Annotated in this window: 14 protein-coding genes; 6 read left to right on the plus strand and 8 right to left on the minus strand. The window is 71.1% G+C overall.

Features of this window, described 5'->3' with window-relative positions; genetic code table 11:
• The first annotated feature begins 82 nt into the window (after positions 1–82).
• Positions 83–1,081 carry an endonuclease/exonuclease/phosphatase family protein gene (locus tag B5D60_RS15780; RefSeq protein WP_078701042.1) on the plus strand — a complete coding sequence of 333 codons (999 nt, stop codon included), beginning with the start codon at positions 83–85 and terminating at the stop codon, positions 1,079–1,081.
• 6 nt (positions 1,082–1,087) lie between these two features.
• On the opposite strand, the gene B5D60_RS15785 is transcribed toward B5D60_RS15780, so the two are convergent.
• Positions 1,088–2,608: a protein kinase domain-containing protein gene (locus B5D60_RS15785; RefSeq protein WP_078701043.1), complete on the minus strand. Its 1,521-nt coding sequence runs from the start codon at positions 2,606–2,608 to the stop codon at positions 1,088–1,090.
• A 112-nt stretch (positions 2,609–2,720) separates the two neighbouring features.
• On the opposite strand from B5D60_RS15785, the gene B5D60_RS15790 reads away from it, so the two are divergent.
• From B5D60_RS15790 to B5D60_RS15800, 3 genes are all read left to right on the plus strand, one after another.
• Positions 2,721–3,467, plus strand: coding sequence for a GAF and ANTAR domain-containing protein (locus B5D60_RS15790; RefSeq protein WP_078701044.1), 747 nt, complete (start codon positions 2,721–2,723; stop codon positions 3,465–3,467).
• A gap of 42 nt (positions 3,468–3,509) precedes the next feature.
• Positions 3,510–4,217 (plus strand): GAF and ANTAR domain-containing protein, encoded by a 708-nt coding sequence (locus tag B5D60_RS15795; protein WP_078701045.1) that lies wholly within the window; start codon positions 3,510–3,512, stop codon positions 4,215–4,217.
• Between the two features lie 126 nt (positions 4,218–4,343).
• Positions 4,344–5,813: a SulP family inorganic anion transporter gene (locus B5D60_RS15800; RefSeq protein WP_231948910.1), complete on the plus strand. Its 1,470-nt coding sequence runs from the start codon at positions 4,344–4,346 to the stop codon at positions 5,811–5,813.
• On the opposite strand, the gene B5D60_RS15805 is transcribed toward B5D60_RS15800, so the two are convergent.
• The 7 genes from B5D60_RS15805 to B5D60_RS15835 form a co-directional block, all read right to left on the minus strand.
• Complete coding sequence (locus B5D60_RS15805) at positions 5,814–7,106, minus strand: threonine/serine exporter family protein (RefSeq protein ID WP_078701047.1); 1,293 nt, start codon at positions 7,104–7,106, stop codon at positions 5,814–5,816.
• Positions 7,103–8,434 (minus strand): dipeptidase, encoded by a 1,332-nt coding sequence (locus B5D60_RS15810; RefSeq protein WP_078701048.1) that lies wholly within the window; start codon positions 8,432–8,434, stop codon positions 7,103–7,105. The genes B5D60_RS15805 and B5D60_RS15810 overlap by 4 nt, the downstream gene beginning before the upstream one ends.
• Positions 8,435–8,437: 3 nt before the next feature.
• Positions 8,438–8,887 (minus strand): hypothetical protein, encoded by a 450-nt coding sequence (locus B5D60_RS15815; RefSeq protein WP_078701049.1) that lies wholly within the window; start codon positions 8,885–8,887, stop codon positions 8,438–8,440.
• Positions 8,884–10,344, minus strand: a complete 1,461-nt coding sequence (locus B5D60_RS15820; RefSeq protein ID WP_078701050.1) for an APC family permease — start codon at positions 10,342–10,344, stop codon at positions 8,884–8,886. The genes B5D60_RS15815 and B5D60_RS15820 overlap by 4 nt, the downstream gene beginning before the upstream one ends.
• Positions 10,345–10,434: 90 nt before the next feature.
• Positions 10,435–11,565, minus strand: a complete 1,131-nt coding sequence (locus tag B5D60_RS15825) for an aminopeptidase P family protein (RefSeq protein WP_078701051.1) — start codon at positions 11,563–11,565, stop codon at positions 10,435–10,437.
• Entirely contained in the window at positions 11,562–13,061 is a 1,500-nt protein-coding gene (locus B5D60_RS15830; protein WP_078701052.1) for an MFS transporter, read from the minus strand. The genes B5D60_RS15825 and B5D60_RS15830 overlap by 4 nt, the downstream gene beginning before the upstream one ends.
• A gap of 14 nt (positions 13,062–13,075) precedes the next feature.
• Positions 13,076–14,008 carry a class II glutamine amidotransferase gene (locus B5D60_RS15835; protein ID WP_231948911.1) on the minus strand — a complete coding sequence of 311 codons (933 nt, stop codon included), beginning with the start codon at positions 14,006–14,008 and terminating at the stop codon, positions 13,076–13,078.
• A gap of 47 nt (positions 14,009–14,055) precedes the next feature.
• Between B5D60_RS15835 and B5D60_RS15840 the strand changes: the two genes are divergently transcribed.
• Together B5D60_RS15840 and B5D60_RS15845 are read left to right on the plus strand one after the other, a co-directional pair.
• Positions 14,056–15,135, plus strand: a complete 1,080-nt coding sequence (locus tag B5D60_RS15840) for a carboxylate-amine ligase (protein ID WP_078701053.1) — start codon at positions 14,056–14,058, stop codon at positions 15,133–15,135.
• Positions 15,132–15,647, plus strand: coding sequence for a hypothetical protein (locus B5D60_RS15845; protein WP_078701054.1), 516 nt, complete (start codon positions 15,132–15,134; stop codon positions 15,645–15,647). Before B5D60_RS15840 ends, B5D60_RS15845 begins: the two co-directional genes overlap by 4 nt.
• Positions 15,648–15,656 lie beyond the last annotated feature (9 nt).

A 15,656-nucleotide genomic window follows, 5' to 3' on the forward strand; every position in this document is an offset into this window, starting at 1 on the left:
ATGAGGCGCAGGGACTCCGGCTCGGTCCCGTATCAGCCGGCAGCGCCGGTCGCTCGTGATCGGTGAGCGAGGAGGTGGACGCATGTCCGTCGACTACTACGTCGCCTGGTGGAACCTGGAGAACCTCTTCGACGAGGAGAAGGCACCCGCGACGCGGCGCACCGAGAAGGTCCGCCGAGCGCTCGGGAACGACCTCGTCGGCTGGACCCGCACGCTGCGCAACCGCAAGATCGACCAGCTCGCCTCGGTGATCGCCCAGATGAACGGCGGCGCCGGACCCGACCTGCTGGGCGTGTGCGAGGTGGAGAACCGGTTCGTGCTCAACCTCCTCGTGGCCAACCTGGAGAAGCGGCTGCCGGGACGCCACTACGGCATCGCCCACGCCGACACCGACGACGCTCGCGGCATCGACGTCGCCTTCCTGTACGAGACCTCGTTGCTCGAGGTCCCCCCGAGCGAGACGTTCTTTCACGTCGTCATGCGCCGCAACGCCACCCGCGAGCTGGTGCAGGTGAACTTCCGCACCACGCACGGCGCCCGGACGTGGGCGGTGTTCGGCAACCACTGGCCATCGCGCAGCGGGGGCCAGTTCGAGTCGGCGGGCTACCGCCACATCGCGGGGGAGACCCTGGCGTACTTCCACGAGCGGGTCCTCGAGGTGCACGGCCCGGAGACGCCGGTGATCGTCCTGGGCGACTTCAACGACGAGCCCTTCGACACCTCGCTCGTCCAGCACGCCCTCAGCACGCGTCAGCGCAAGCGCGTCACCGGTGCGGAGATCCCGCTGCTGTGGAACCTCGCGTGGCCCCTGGCCGGAGGCAGGGCAGGGCAGCCGGACGGCACCTTCTACTGGCAGAACCAGCCCAACATGCTCGACCAGGTGCTGGTGAACCGTGCGATGACGGGGGACGCCCCCTTGCGCGTCGACGACTCCTCGGTGGAGATCCTGCGGTTCCCCGGCACGTCGGACGACGGGCCCTACCCGCGGCCCGTGCCGTTCGGCGGGATGGGCCACCCCATCGACGAGAACGGGTTCTCCGACCACTTCCCGATCGGGATGCGCGTCACCGAGGCCGACTGAGCGGCGTCAGTTCCCCTTGCCCTTGTTCTTGCCCTTCGCCTTGCCGTTGTTGCCCTTGCCCGAGTTGCCACTGCCCGAGGACGCCTCGCCGGAACCGGCCGGGGCGGGGGCGGCGACGGGGGCCACGGCGACCGACAGGGTCACGGTCGAGCCATCGGGGAGTCGCCCGGACTTGTCGACAGCCACGACGTCACCGGTGTCACCGGCGCGCGTGACGTCGTCGCGCTCCACGACGAAGCCGCGATCCTCCAGCACCGCGGCCGCCTCGGAGAACGGCTTGCCGATGAGGCTCTTCGCGGAGACGCGCACCTTGCCCGAGGCGACCGACAGGGTCACGGAGGCACCGTCGGTGCCCTCGGTACCGGGGGATGGGGACTGCTCGACCACCTCGCCCTTCGGCGTGCCGGCGACGTCGACGACCTCGGCCCGCGAGGTGAGTCCCTCGTCCTCGATGCGGTCGGCGGCGGCGGAGGCCTGGAGCCCGACGACGTCCGGCACCACCGGTGCTCCACCGAACAGCAGCTCGCGGCCACCCAGCAGCAGCGCCGCGACCAGCACCGCCGTGCCGACCGCGGCGTAGGCGACCACCGGCCGCCGCCGGCGAGGGGTGACGACAGCCTTCTCCGTGGCGGTCGCGAGGGGGACGCCGGTCTCGACGGCTGCGCGCGCGGGCATCGGCACCGCGAAGGTGGCGGGGAGGTCGATCGAGGAGGCGGCACCGATGGCGGCCGCGCGTCGAGCCACGTCGGCCGCCGTCGCCGGACGCTCCTGCGGCTTCTTCGCCGTCATCGCGATGATGAGCTCCTGGACCTCCACGGGTACAGAGGGATCGAACGGGGGCAGCTCGTCGTGCAGCTGCGCCATGGCCGTGGCGATGTGGGTGTCGCGGCGGAAGGGCGACCGGCCCGTCAGGCAGTGGTACGCGACCACCCCGAGGGCGTAGACGTCCGACTGCGGCGTCGCGCTCCTCCCGCGCACCTGCTCGGGACTGATGTAGTCGGTGGTGCCCACGAGGGAGCCCGTGTCCGTCAGCGGCTCGCTCGTGGCGGCCTGCGCGATCCCGAAGTCGACGAGGACCGTCCGTCCGGCCGGGGTCAGCATGATGTTCGCCGGCTTCAGGTCGCGGTGGACGATGCCGGCGTCGTGCGCGGCCTGGAGCCCGTCGGCCACCTGCTCCACGACGGACATCACCTGCTCCGGCGGCATCGGGCCGCGCTCCTTCAGCAGCTGGCTCAGGGAGTGCCCCTCCACGTACTGCATGACGATGAAGGTGGACCCCTCCGGCGTGGAGTCGTCCTCGACGTAGTCGAAGACCTGGGCGACGCCGGGATGGTGGATCGACGCGGCGAGATGGGCCTCGCTGCGCATCCGCGCCCGGCCCACGTCGTCGCCGCCCTGATCGCTGCGCAGCACCTTGACGGCCACGGTCCGCCCGAGCACGGTGTCCGTGGCCCGGTGGACCGCGCCCATGCCTCCGGAGCCCACGATCTCGTCCAGCGCATACCGCTGGTTCAGTCGCACGGCCATGTCTGAACCCTAGGACGGCGCCGTCCTGCCTGCATGGGAGCGTGGGCGTAGTGTGGAATCGACGTGTTGAGAGGGACCCCAAGGATGGGTCCTGGCGGAGAGGCTGTGACCCATGACCACGGATTCACCCGCAGGACCGCCCGAGGCGCCCGGGCCGCCCGAGGACGCCGAACGGACCCGACGGCGCGACCCGCTCGACCTGGCCCAGACCGTCCTGGCCCTCCACGAGGCCGCTGACAGCGACGAGACGATCGAGCGCATCGCGGCCTACTCGCGCGCCGCGGTCGGCTGCGACGACGCCGGGGTCATGCTGCTGCTCGGACGCAACCAGGTCGACACGGCCGGCGCCACCAGCGACACGGTCGTCCGGGCCCACGATCTGCAGATCAAGCTCGACGAAGGACCCTGCCTCGCCGCCCTCGAGCACACCGAGACCATCTACCGCGTCGAGGACACCACGACGGACACCCAGTGGCCCCGGTGGAGCGCCGCCGTGGCCGACCTGGGATACCGCAGCGTGCTCAGCGTCCCGCTGGCCACCAAGAGCCGCCGGTACGGCTCCCTCAACGTCTACGCGTTCGAGCCACGGGCGTTCGACCAGGACGACATGGCCGTGACGATGATCCTGGCCCGGCACGCGTCCGCGTCCCTGGCGGCCAACCTCGACATCGAGGGACTGCGCAAGGCTGTGGACGCCCGCAAGCTCATCGGCATCGCGATGGGCATGATCATGGAGCGCTACGGCATCGACGCCGATCGCGCGTTCGACGTGCTGCGCCGGCTCTCGCAGGCCGAGAACATCAAGCTGCGCGACGTCGCCCGCCAGGTGGTCGAGGATCGCGGTCTGTCCCACGACTGAAGGCGCCAGCATCATCAGCCGGACCGGGACGGGGGCTCCCAGATGACCGAGACCTACGATCGCGTGATCTCCCGGCTCGCGGCCATCCTCGCCTCGCTGCAGGACGTCGAGCCCCTCGTCGAGCGGCTGTGCGAGGCGGGTCGCCAGGTGCTCCGCGCCGACGGTGCCTCGATCGTGCTGCCTGCCCAGTCGGACCTGCTGGTGACCGCGTGCGCCACCGACGAGCTGGCCGCGACCCTGGAGGACCTCCAGACGGTGGTCGGCGAGGGCCCCACGACCACCGCCCTGGCCTCAGGCGACGCCAGCAGTGCCGACGTCGCGGATGGCGCCGACGCGGCGTGGCCCCTGTTCCACGAGCGCCTCGTCCAGCTCGGCTTCGCGGGTGTGGTCACGTCGGTGCCCCTGATCTTCGAGCACCACACGGTCGGCGTCCTGAGTGTGCATCGGCAGTCGCCGGCCGAGCTCGAGGCGGGCGTCCACCGGTTCCTCGGTGCGGCGCTGGGCGCGGCACTCCTGGAGGACCCGGCGAACGCGCTCGGAGGCGGATCCCACGAGGACGGGTGGTACTCACAGGCGAGGGTGCACCAGGCCACGGGTATGGTCGTCGCCCAGGTCGGGGTGCGCCCCACGGACGCCATCGCGCTGCTACGGGCGCAGGCGTTCTCGGCAGGAACCACGTTGCTCGAGGTGGCCGACCACGTTCTCGAACGCCAGATCAACTTTCGGAACTTCACGGTGGAGGGTGACTGACATGGACACCAGCAACGCCGCTCGCGCATCGGCGCGAGCATCAGCGGAGCTCCTCGACCTCCGCCACGCGGACGCGCAGGCCCGATCCTGAGCGCTCCGGTCGGTCGGGTCCCCGAGTCCGGTCAGGTGCACTCGGTCCGTGCCGCGCTGAAGTCCCCGCGCCTCCTGCGCACCGAGGTCCTGGCCGGCCTCGTCGTCGCGCTGGCCCTCATCCCCGAGGCGATCTCCTTCTCGATCATCGCCGGCGTCGACCCCCAGGTCGGCCTGTTCGCCTCGTTCACGATGGCCGTGACCGTGGCGATCCTGGGCGGCCGCCCGGCGATGATCTCGGCGGCCACCGGGGCGGTCGCGCTCGTGGTGGCGCCCGTGATGCGCGACCACGGCTTCGACTACCTGATCGCCACCGTCATCCTCGGCGGGCTGATCCAGATCCTGCTCGCCGTCGCGGGTGTCGCGAAGCTCATGCGCTTCATCCCGCGCTCGGTGATGGTCGGCTTCGTCAACTCCCTGGCGATCCTCATCCTCCTGGCGCAGATCCCGCACCTGGTCGACGTCCCGGCTCTCGTCTACCCGATGGTGGCCGCGGGACTGCTCGTCATCGTGCTCCTCCCGCGGGTCACGACCGTGGTGCCGGCGCCCCTGGTGGCGATCGTGGTCCTCACCGCGATCACCGTCGTGGCCGCGCTCAACGTGCCGAACGTCGGCGACGAGGGCGAGCTGCCCAGCAGCCTGCCGGCGCTGTTCACCCCGGACGTGCCCTGGACGCTCGAGACGCTGCGGATCGTCGCGCCCTACGCGGTGGGGATGGCGCTCGTCGGCCTGATGGAGTCGCTCATGACGGCCAAGCTCGTCGATGACATCACCGACACCCACTCGGACAAGACGCGCGAGTCGTGGGGCCAGGGCGTCGCCAACGTGGTCACCGGGTTCTTCGGTGGCATGGGCGGGTGCGCGATGATCGGGCAGACGATGATCAACGTGAAGGTGTCGGGCGCGCGCACGCGGATCTCCACCTTCCTCGCCGGCGTCTTCCTGCTGGTCCTCGTGGTCGGCTTCGGCGACGCGGTCGCCACGATCCCGATGGCCGCCCTCGTGGCCGTGATGATCATGGTGTCGGTGGGCACGTTCGACTGGCACAGCGTCGCCCCCGCCACCCTGCGCCGGATGCCGCGCAGCGAGACCCTCGTGATGGTGGTGACCGTCGCGGTGGTGGTGGCGACCGAGAACCTCGCGATCGGCGTGGTCGCCGGCGTCGTGGTCGCGTCGGTGCTGTTCGCACGGCGGGTGGCCCACTTCACCGAGGTCATCGACGTCGCCCAGCCCGATCCCGACACGCGCGTCTACAAGGTCGTGGGGGAGCTGTTCTTCGCCTCCAGCAACGATCTCGTCTACCAGTTCGACTACGCCGGGGATCCGCGGAACATCGTCATCGACCTGTCGGAGTCCCACATCTGGGACGCCTCGAGCGTCGCCGCGCTCGACGCGATCGAGACGAAGTACGCGGCCAAGGGCAAGTCCGTCACGATCCGCGGGCTCAACGAGGCGAGTCAGGAGCGCCACGCGCGCCTCGCCGGCCACCTGGACGCGGGGGAGTGACTACGTGCCGTGGCCCCGGCCCACCATGCGCGGTCCGGTGAGCCGGCGCTCCAGCCGGTCCGTCTCGCGCTTGAGCGGCCGAGCGATGTACTGGCCCAGGATCACCCCCGACGCCAGCGCGAGCGCGGTGGCCAGCGCGGACGCCAGCTCGAGCACCCCGTCCTGGTCCTGCGCGAGCTGCGCCAGCCCGCGGTAGATCTCCAGGCCCGGCAGCAGGGGAACGAGGGCCGGAACGACGACGACCAGGGGCGGCACCCGGAACCGGCCCGCCGCGAGATGGCACACGGCCCCGATCGTGACGGCTGCGGCTGCGGCTCCCCAGGTCCGGCCGACCGCCGTGCTGTCGACGGCCAGCAGGACGGCTTGGCCCAGGCCGCCGACGATCGCCACGGCCAGGAGCGCTCGCAGCGGCGCGTACGAGGAGTAGGCGTACGCCGACGCGGCCAGGGCCGCGCCCACCACCGTGATGCCGGCCTCGGCCAGGCCGACCGATCCCACGGTGATGTTCACGAGCTCGACCCCGAGCAGGTCACCGAGGGTCAGGCCCGCCCCCACCCCAGCGATGATGCCCAGCGTGTTGAGGAAGGCGTCGATGACGCGCGCCGCCGCCGTCACGGGGAAGCCGGTGAGCGCGTCCTGGGTGGCACCGAGGATGCCGACGCCCGCCAGGAGCATCACGATGCCCGACGTGACGACGCGCGACGGATTCACGTCGAGCGCCGTGGCGGACGCGACCACGGCGACCAGCGTGGCGACGAAGCCGCCCGCCGCGTGCTGGTAGAAGGCCGGGATCCGCTGCGGAGGCAGCAGCCGCTGGGTCGCATCGATGCCGCACGCGGCGATGAACGCGAGCAGGCAGACCAGCGCATCGCCGCCGAGGGTGAGCGCGATGCCGACGCCCATGACACCCCAGCCGACCGTCACCGACCACCGCTTCCGCCCGTGGCCCGTCGACACGATGCGGGCCACGCGCTCGTGCGCCTCGTCCCGGGTGATCTCACCGGCGATCAGAGCGGACACGGTGTGGTCGACGTCCGTGAGGTCGGCGTAGTCGACGGGGCGGCGGTTCAGCCGACGGACCTGGAGGGCGGCCGGCTCGTCGCGGCGCGGCTGGTGACGCAGCGTGAGCTCGACGAACGTCACGTCCGCCGAGACGTTCCGCACCCCACAGGCGTGGGTGACGTCCATCATCGTGGCGGTCACGTCGGCGGCGCCCGCCCCCGAGGACAGCAGGACCTCGCCGATCCGCAACGCGAGGTCCAGCGTCTCGTAGACCTCGCGCCGTTCGGTCATGCGAAGCGCTGGAGGAAGAGGGCCTCCGACAGTGCCATGGACGCGATCTCGGTGGGATCGACGCTCTCGTTGGGGGCGTGGATGAGGGCCTGGGGCTCCTCCACGCCCATCAGGACGATCTCCGCGTCGGGGTACAGCTCGGCGAAGACGTTGCACAACGGGATCGAGCCGCCCTGTCCGAGGTGGGTCATCTCCACGCCGTAGGCCTCCTGCATGGCGCCGGCCAGCGCCCGGTAGGCAGGACCGTCCGTCGCGGCCTGGAAGGGTGATCCCGTGGCCTCGGTCTCCACGGTGCAGTGCACGCCCCAGGGCGTGGCCGCGGCCAGGTGGGACCTGAGGGCTGCCTCGGCGTCCTGCGGCGCGATGCCCGGCGGGATGCGCAGGTTCAGGCGGGCGGACGCCTTCGGCACGATCGCGGCCGCCGATCCGACCACCGGCGGGCAGTCGATGCCCAGGATGGTCAGCGCGGGCCGCGCCCACAGCATGTCCGACACGCTCCCGCTGCCCAGCAGCGAGACGCCGTCGAGGACTCCGGCATCGGAGCGGAACTGCTCCGCCGGGTAGGGCGCGCCCGTCCACTCCTGGGTGTTGTCCATCCCATCGACGACGGTGTCGCCCTCCTCGTCGCGCATCGTCGAGAGGGCCTGCACCAGCGCGGCCAGCGCGTCGGGGGCGGCGCCCCCGAACATCCCCGAGTGCAGCTCGGTGGAGGCCGACTCCATCGTCACCACCACGTTCACCATGCCGCGCAGGCTGACCGTCGCGGCGGGCCGGCCCACGGCGGCATTGCCCGTGTCGCAGACCAGGATCGCGTCGGCCCGGAAGAGGTCGGGGTTCGCCTGCACGAACTCCTCGAGCCCGCCGGTGCCCTGCTCCTCGGATCCCTCGACCACCAGCTTGAGGTTGACCCCGAGATCGTCGCCGAGGGCGCGCAGTGCGGTCAGGTGCATCACGATGTTGCCCTTGCAGTCCGCCGTGCCGCGCCCGTACCAGCGGCCGTCCACCTCCGTCATCTCGAACGGGGGAGTGCGCCACGCGTTCTCGTCGACCGGCGGCTGGACGTCGTAGTGGGCGTAGAGCAGCACCGTCGGCGCGTCCGGCCTGGACCCGGCGCGTGAGCCGACCACCGCCTGGCTCCCGTCCGCCGTCTCCTCCAGTCGCACGTCGAACCCGACGCCGGCGAACCTGTCGCGCACCCAGGCCGCGGCGCGCTCACACTCCTCGGGCGGGAACTGGCGCGGATCGGCCACGGATCGGATGGCGACGAGCTCGGCCAGCTCGTCGTGCACGTCGGGCATGAGCTCGGTGATGCGCTGTCGAAGGTCCATGGCTCAGTCCCACGCCACGTCGTCGGTCTTGAGGTCATCGACGAACTCGCGGAACTCGTCCAGCTCGTCAGGGCAGTAGACCTCCATGATGAGCAGCTGTCCCTGCACGGCGCGGCTGTCGGCGATGACCGGACGCGTGCCGGGCCCCGTCGCGCCGTTCGTCAGCATCGAGTGGAGCGTCGCGCGGCGGAGGGCGGCGTTGGGGTCCTCGCACACGGGACCCCCGTCGTCGCCGAGGACGCGCACGATCCTGTCGCGGTCCAGCGTCTGCGTGACACCGGCCTCCTCGAGCGCCGTGATCAGCTCGTCCGCCCTGTCCTCGGCGCGGTTGCTCTCGCGCACGTCCTCGAACAGCAGCACGGCCACGATGGCCGCCCCGGCGAGGAGCACGCAGGCCGTGATGTAGATCCACGACCTCTCGCGCGAGCTCTGGTTCTCGGTGTGTGTGCTCATGACGCGATCACCTCGTCGGGCTGGGGCTGCTTCCACGACGGCTTGCGGAAGCGGTAGAACAGGAAGGGCACCAGCAGGCCGAGGCCCAGCGCGCCGCCGCCGACGACCGCGAAGTAGACGCCGGAGTTCCCGGACGCGAACTGCGACGGCGGGATGAAGCCCACGAGCAGCGCCGCCAGCGAGGCAGCGAAGCCGACGCCGCACATGCCGACCAGCATCGGGGCGCGGTACCCGCGCGGATGGTCGGGGTGCTTGCGCCGCAGCTGGATCGCGGCCACGAACATCAGCAGGTACATGATCAGGTACACCTGCGTGGTGATCACCGAGAAGATCCAGTAGGCACTGGAGACGTCGGGGATCAGCGCATAGGCCAGGCCGATCACCGTGGTGACCAGACCCTGGACGACCAGGATGTTCTGCTGCACGCCGTTCTTGTTCAGCTTCTGCAGGAACGGCGGGAGGTAGCCCTCCTGGCGCGAGATCAGCAGCAGGCCCTTCGAGGGACCGGCGAGCCACGTGAGCATGCCGCCGAGCGACGCCGTGACGAGCATGATCCCGACGATCGGGGTCAGCCACGACCAGCCGAAGTTGGCGAACACCGCGTCGAACGCCTGCATGACGCCGGCGGTGAGCGACAGCTCCTCCGCGGGCACGATCCACGCGATCGCCAGCGCCGGGAGGATGAAGATCGTCAGCACCAGGCCCATGGCGAGGAACATCGACTTCGGGAACTCCTTGCCCGGGTTCTTCAGCGAGCTGACGTGCACCGCGTTCATCTCCATGCCCGAGTAGGACAGGAAGTTGTTCACGATGAGCACGAGGCTCGAGAGTCCCGCCCAGGCCGGCAGCAGGTTGTCCGCCGACATCGGCGCAGCGGACTCGTTGCCCTGGCCGAGGAAGACGACACCCAGCAGCACCAGCACGACACCGGGGACGAGCGTGCCGATGATGAGGCCGCCGCTGGCCAGACCCGCGACTCCCTTGGTGCCGCGCGCGGAGACCCACACGCCCGACCAGTAGACGACGATGATGACCGCCGCGGTCCAGACACCGCTGCTGGCGAGCGCTGGGTTGAACACGTAGGCCAAGGTGCTGGCCACGAATCCCAACAGGCTCGGATAGTAGAAGATCGTCATCGCGAACTGGCACCACACGGCGAGGAAGCCCATGGGCTTGGAGATGCCCTCGGAGACCCACTTGTAGATGCCTCCCTCCCAGCCCGACGCCAGCTCGGCCGAGACCAGCGACGTGGGCAGCAGGAACACGATCGCGGGCAGCAGGTAGAGGAAGACGCAGGCGAGGCCGTAGACGGCCATCGTGGGCGCGGCGCGGAGGCTCGCCACCGAGCTGGTCGTCATCATCGCCAGCGCGATCCAGGAGATCCACTGGGTCGTGGTGGCCTTGGCCCGCGCGGCACGCACGGGAGCACGGTCAGCGGGGATGTCGGCGGTACTCACGGCTCACCCCGGGGCACTGCTGTGGTCGTCATGGCCCGAGTCTTGCGTCGCTGAAGCGTGCGCTCCTCACCCCTGGCGGGTGACCTGAGGTCACTCGACGACGGCCAGGGACCGGTCCGTGGTGTTGAGCCGGCGGCCCCCGGAGGCGGTGACCGTGACGATGTCCTCGATCCGCACGCCGAACCGGCCGGCCAAGTAGACGCCCGGCTCCACCGAGAAGCACATGCCCTCGACGAGCGGCTGGGTCTCGCCCTCGATCATGTACGGCGGCTCGTGGGTCGTGGTGCCGATGCCGTGGCCCGTGCGGTGGATGAACTGCTCGCCGTACCCGGCGTCCGTGATCACCCGGCGCGCGGCGCGGTCGACGTCCTGGCACGCGACACCGGGAGCCACCGCCTCGACGCCCGCCTGCTGCGCCAGCCGGACGACCTCGTGGACCTCACGCACCAGCTCCGAGGGCTCCCCAACGGAGACGGTGCGGCTCGTGTCCGAGCCGTAGCCGTGCATCAGGCCGCCGAAGTCCAGGACGACGGCGTCGCCCTCCTCGATCGTCCGGTCGCCGGCCTCGTGGTGCGGGTTGGCGCCGTTGGGTCCCGAGCCGACCACGGTGAAGTCGACCTGCTCGTGGCCGAACTCGCGGAGCAGGCGCGCCAGGTCGGCGGCCACCTCGGTCTCCTTGCGTCCGGCGAACCGCACGCCCAGGATCTCGCCGTACGTCGCGTCGGCGGCGGCGCCGGCGGCGTCCAGCCGGGCGAGCTCGGCCTCGTCCTTGACCGCCCGCAGCATCGGCAGCGCCTGCGTCAGCGACTTGAAGGCGACGCGGGGGACCGCGTCCTGCAGGCCCAGGAGGTGCAGCGCCCAGGCCGAGTCGGAGATCCCCAGGGCGCTGGACCCGCCGATCAGCGCGCGGGCCTGGGCGAAGGGATCGTCCCCGTCGGCCCAGTCGACGAAGTGCAGCGCCGCCGCCGCGTCGGCGCCCTCGGCGTCGGGTCGCTCGAGCATCGGGACCATCAGGGTCGGCTCGCGATCGGCGGTGAGGACGAGCACGGTCAGCCGCTCGGTGATCGCCGTGGGCCGGTACCCGGTGAGCCACACCAGCTCGGGACCCGGCGTCACCAGGATTCCGTCGAGTCCAGCCCGGTCGGCCTCGTCGATTGCGTGGCGCATGCGGGCGGCGTAGACGTCCGCGGTGAAGGGCTCCGGGGCGGCCGGGGCCGTCATCGTCCGGTCCCCACGCCGGCCGTCGCGGACGTCGGCAGGGTGTGGAGCGCGGCGGCGGCCGAGGCCGCGGCGTCGTCCAGCGTGCCCGCCGGGGGACGGTGCCGCTTCATCACGAGGGCCATGAGGACGCCGAGGAAGCTGAAGATCGCCATCAGCCACGCCGCCCCCGCCAGGCCGGACGCCAGCGCGTCGGCTTGGGCGGCGCCGTCGGCCGTCTGGTTCGCAATCACCGTGCCGTAGATCGTGGCCGCGAGGGCGGTGGCCACCGCAGCGCCGACGTAGCGGGCCATGTTGGAGACGCCGGACGCGCCGCCCACCTGGCTCTGGGGCACCGCGGCCGTCGCTGCCGACGAGGCCGGCCCGTTCGACAGGCCCATGCCGACTGCGATCAGCACCAGCGGCAGCAGGAACGCGGCGTACTCCCAGGAGGCCTCCGTGAACCCGACGATGACGAAGCCGATCGTGGTGAGGAGGAACCCGACGCCGATCGTCTGCCGGCCCCCGAACTTCGCCGCCAGCTTCGGCACGAGCGGTGCGACGACCACGAGGCCGATCGTGGCGGGCAGCGTGGCCAGGCCTGCCTCGAGCGGACTGAAGTTCAACGTGGCGGGGTCCTGGAAGTACAGGCTCAACAGGTACATCAGGCCGTTGATGGTGCCGGCACCGATGAGGATCGCGATGGTCGAGCCCACCAGGACGCGGTTGCGCAGCAGGGCGAGGTCCAGCAGCGGAACCGCGACGCGGCCCTCGACGACGATGAACGCATAGCCCGCGGCGATCGAGACGGCGAAGCAGCCCAGGGTGGCTGCGGACAGCCAGCCCCAGTCGCCGCTCTTGGTGAACGCGAAGATGAGCGGCGTCAGCGTGGCGGCGATCAGCACCGTGCCGGCGTAGTCGATCGACCGCGGCCGGTTCGGGTCCCGCGACTCGCTCACCGTCATGAAGGTCAGCACCATGCACAGGACGGCGACGATGGCGTCGATCCAGAACAGGCCCTGCCACCCGGTGAAGTCGACGAGGAGGCCGCCCAGGAGCGGACCGGCGGCTGCGCCCACGGCGGCGGCCGCTCCCCACAGGGAGACGGCTCTCAGCTGTTCCTCGCCGTCGTTGGCGACCGACAGCAGGCTCAGGCCACACGCGAGGATCGTCGCGCCCGCCGCGCCCTGGATGACGCGGCCCGCGATGACCATCCCGCCGGTCTGGGCGAGCGCGATCAGGACGCAGGAGATGACGAACAGCAGCAGCCCCAGCTGGAACACCCGCTTGCGACCGAACACGTCGCCCAGCGAGCCGGAGGTGACGATCACGGCGGCCCCGACCAGCGAGTAGCCGGTGACGGCCCACTGCAGCGTCGTGACCGACGTGCCGGTGTCCTCGGAGATGGCCGGCAGCAGGATGCTGACCGCTGACGTGTTCGCATTCACCACCAGCGTGGAGATGCAGGTGGCGGCGAGCACACCGCCCGCGCGGGTGCTCACGGCTGCCTGGTTGTCCATCGGGCTCTCTTCCGTCAGGGTTCGCGGGGCTCGAAGTGCCCCAGGGTGTCATCGCCGGCCTCGACCACGCCGTAGCTCGACTCGGGTATCGGGTTCCACGCCCCGACGAGGTCGCCGAGCGGCTCCGACACGACCACGCGGGTCTCGTCGTCGAGGCCGGCGAAGACGGGATTCTCGGGATACAGCTCACGCAGGGCCGAGAGTGCCGAGCTCACGTAGAGCGTGCGGCTCTGGCCCGCCGTCGAGTAGCGGAAGCCCCAGAGCCGTTCGCCGTCGGTGGTCGCGACGGTCATCTGCATCGCGTCGGGCACCCCGTGCCGGCGCGCGACGGCCTCGACGAACCCGACCATGCGCTCCACGGCCGCGACGGGATCGTCACGCAGCCCGAAGGTGAGGGCGAGGAAGAACATGACCTCGGAGTCGGTCGAGCCGGCCATCGCCGGGTACAGCTGCGGGTCGACGGCCAGCACGAGGTCGCGCTTCAGGGTGCCGAAGTCGTGGATGGCCCCGTTGTGCACCCACAGCCATCGCTCGTACCGGAACGGATGGCAGTTGGACTGCTGGACGGGGGTGCCGGTGCTGGCCCGGATGTGGGCCAGGAAGAGCCCCGAGGAGGTCGAGCGCGCGAGCTCGCGCAGGTTCTGGTCACCCCAGGCCGGGCCGATGCCTCGGAACAGGACGGGCACGTCGTTGCGGCGGGCACCCGGCAGCGACGAGGAGTCGTCGATGCCGTACCAGCCGATGCCGAAGCCGTCGCCGTTCGTGGTCTCCACGCCCATCCGCGAGTGCTGGCTCTGGTCGATCAACGAATGTACGGGCTTGTAGAGCAGCTCCTCCAACAGGATGGGACTGCCCGAGTACGCCAGCCAGCGACACATGGCAGCCTCCTTGGGGAACGCCTCGGTCTCCTCGGCAGCGTGTCCCACGCACACGTCGCGCCGCCTCATCCCGCGAGGATGAGGCGGCCCTCTCGGGCGGTATCCACGATGAGTCCATGCTCACCGTCGGTGTGGAGGAGGAGTTCCTGCTCCTCGATCCCGCCGGGGCGGTCGTCCCCGCGGCCTCCGACGTGGTGCGCGAGGTAGCGGACGACCGGGTGAAGCCCGAGCTGATGACCTACCAGGTGGAGACGGCGACCGCCGTGTGCGCCGACCTCACGACGCTCGAGAGCCAGCTTGTCGACCTCCGCCAGCGGGTCGCCACGGCGTGCGACGCCATCGGCGTGCGCGTCGCCGCGGTCGGGGCGCCGTTCGTGGGCGAGCCCGGACTGGAGTTCGTCACCGACTCCCCGCGATATCGCGCCCTCGCCCTGCGATTCCCGGACGCCACCTCGGGAGGGGGCACGTGCGCCTGCCAGATCCACGTGGGCGTGCCCGACCGCGACCTGGCCGTGCGGGTGCTGGCCCGCCTGCGGCGGTGGCTGCCCACCCTGTTCTCGCTCGGGACGAACTCCCCGGTGTCGAGCGGCCGCGACACGGGCTGGAGCAGCACCCGGTACGTCCGACAGCTGAGGTGGCCGACGTTCGCCCCACCCGAGCCGTGGACCAGCACCGACGCCTACGACGCGAAGGTCGTAGAGCTGCTGGACGAGGGCGCAGCACTCGACGTCCGCAGCGTCTACCACCTCGCACGCCTGTCGCCGCGCTACCCGACGATCGAGATCCGCGTCGCCGACACCTGCCTGGACGCTGCCGACACGGTGATGCTCGCAGGAGTGTGCCGCGCCCTGGTCACCGTGCTCACCGCCGACATCGAGCACGGCCGCCCTGACCTTCCGGTGTCCGGGCCTGCGCTGCGTTCGGCGCTGCTCGCCGTCGCGGTGAGCGGCCGGCCGCCGACCACCGGGCCGGAGGACGTCACGCGTGCCGTCCTCGTCACCCGGCTGCTGCGGACGATCCTGCCGGGCCTGCACGATTCCGCTGAGACAGACCTGGTGCTGGCCGGGCTCGAGCGCGTCCACCGGTACGGTACGGGTGCCGAGCGCCAACGGCGGCTCCTGGCAACGACACCGGATCTCGGTGGCTTCGTCGACGCGGTGACGGCAGCCACGACCGGGGACGGAGCGACACGATGACCGAGGATCGGGAGAGCCACGGAAGCCGCATGCGGCTGGCACGGCGCCTCGCCGCCCTGCATCCCTCCGGCATGATCCACGGCGCCCTCGTCATGGGGGCGACGCTCGCCCTCATGAGTGACAAGACCGCGGCGGAGGTGAGCCTCCTCGGCGCGGGCGGCGTCCTGACGATCTACTGGCTGTCGCACGCCTACACCCACGCGCTGGGCCGGGGGATGGACGGCGACCACGACCACCTGGCGTTGCGGCTGGTCAGGAGCACCCGCCACGAGGCGCCGGTCTTCTGGGGCGGGCTTCCGCCGCTGTTGGTCACCGCCGGGGTGCTGGTGGCCGGCGGGGAGGTCGGTGCGGCGATGCTGGCAGGCCTGTGGGTCACCGTGGTGCTGATGGCCGGCTACGGCTACCTCGCCGCCCACCAGGCAGGCGTCGTCGGCTGGCGCGCGGCCGCCGAGACGACGTTCGCCGCTCTGCTCGGCCTGTTCATGGTCGCGCTCAACACGCTCCTGCACTGATCCGAGCGA

This window comes from Aeromicrobium choanae (genome assembly GCF_900167475.1).
Lineage (GTDB): Bacteria > Actinomycetota > Actinomycetes > Propionibacteriales > Nocardioidaceae > Aeromicrobium > Aeromicrobium choanae.

Excerpts from the sequence above, each read along its gene's own strand:
- B5D60_RS15810 (WP_078701048.1), bottom strand. The coding sequence starts at position 8,434 with ATGGACCTTCGACAGCGCATCACCGAGCTCATGCCCGACGTGCACGAC.
- B5D60_RS15845 (WP_078701054.1), top strand. The coding sequence starts at position 15,132 with ATGACCGAGGATCGGGAGAGCCACGGAAGCCGCATGCGGCTGGCACGG.
- B5D60_RS15835 (WP_231948911.1), bottom strand. The coding sequence starts at position 14,008 with ATGAGGCGGCGCGACGTGTGCGTGGGACACGCTGCCGAGGAGACCGAG.
- B5D60_RS15815 (WP_078701049.1), bottom strand. The coding sequence starts at position 8,887 with ATGAGCACACACACCGAGAACCAGAGCTCGCGCGAGAGGTCGTGGATC.
- B5D60_RS15830 (WP_078701052.1), bottom strand. The coding sequence starts at position 13,061 with ATGGACAACCAGGCAGCCGTGAGCACCCGCGCGGGCGGTGTGCTCGCC.
- B5D60_RS15795 (WP_078701045.1), top strand. The coding sequence starts at position 3,510 with ATGACCGAGACCTACGATCGCGTGATCTCCCGGCTCGCGGCCATCCTC.
- B5D60_RS15805 (WP_078701047.1), bottom strand. The coding sequence starts at position 7,106 with ATGACCGAACGGCGCGAGGTCTACGAGACGCTGGACCTCGCGTTGCGG.
- B5D60_RS15825 (WP_078701051.1), bottom strand. The coding sequence starts at position 11,565 with ATGACGGCCCCGGCCGCCCCGGAGCCCTTCACCGCGGACGTCTACGCC.
- B5D60_RS15790 (WP_078701044.1), top strand. The coding sequence starts at position 2,721 with ATGACCACGGATTCACCCGCAGGACCGCCCGAGGCGCCCGGGCCGCCC.
- B5D60_RS15780 (WP_078701042.1), top strand. The coding sequence starts at position 83 with ATGTCCGTCGACTACTACGTCGCCTGGTGGAACCTGGAGAACCTCTTC.
- B5D60_RS15785 (WP_078701043.1), bottom strand. The coding sequence starts at position 2,608 with ATGGCCGTGCGACTGAACCAGCGGTATGCGCTGGACGAGATCGTGGGC.
- B5D60_RS15840 (WP_078701053.1), top strand. The coding sequence starts at position 14,056 with ATGCTCACCGTCGGTGTGGAGGAGGAGTTCCTGCTCCTCGATCCCGCC.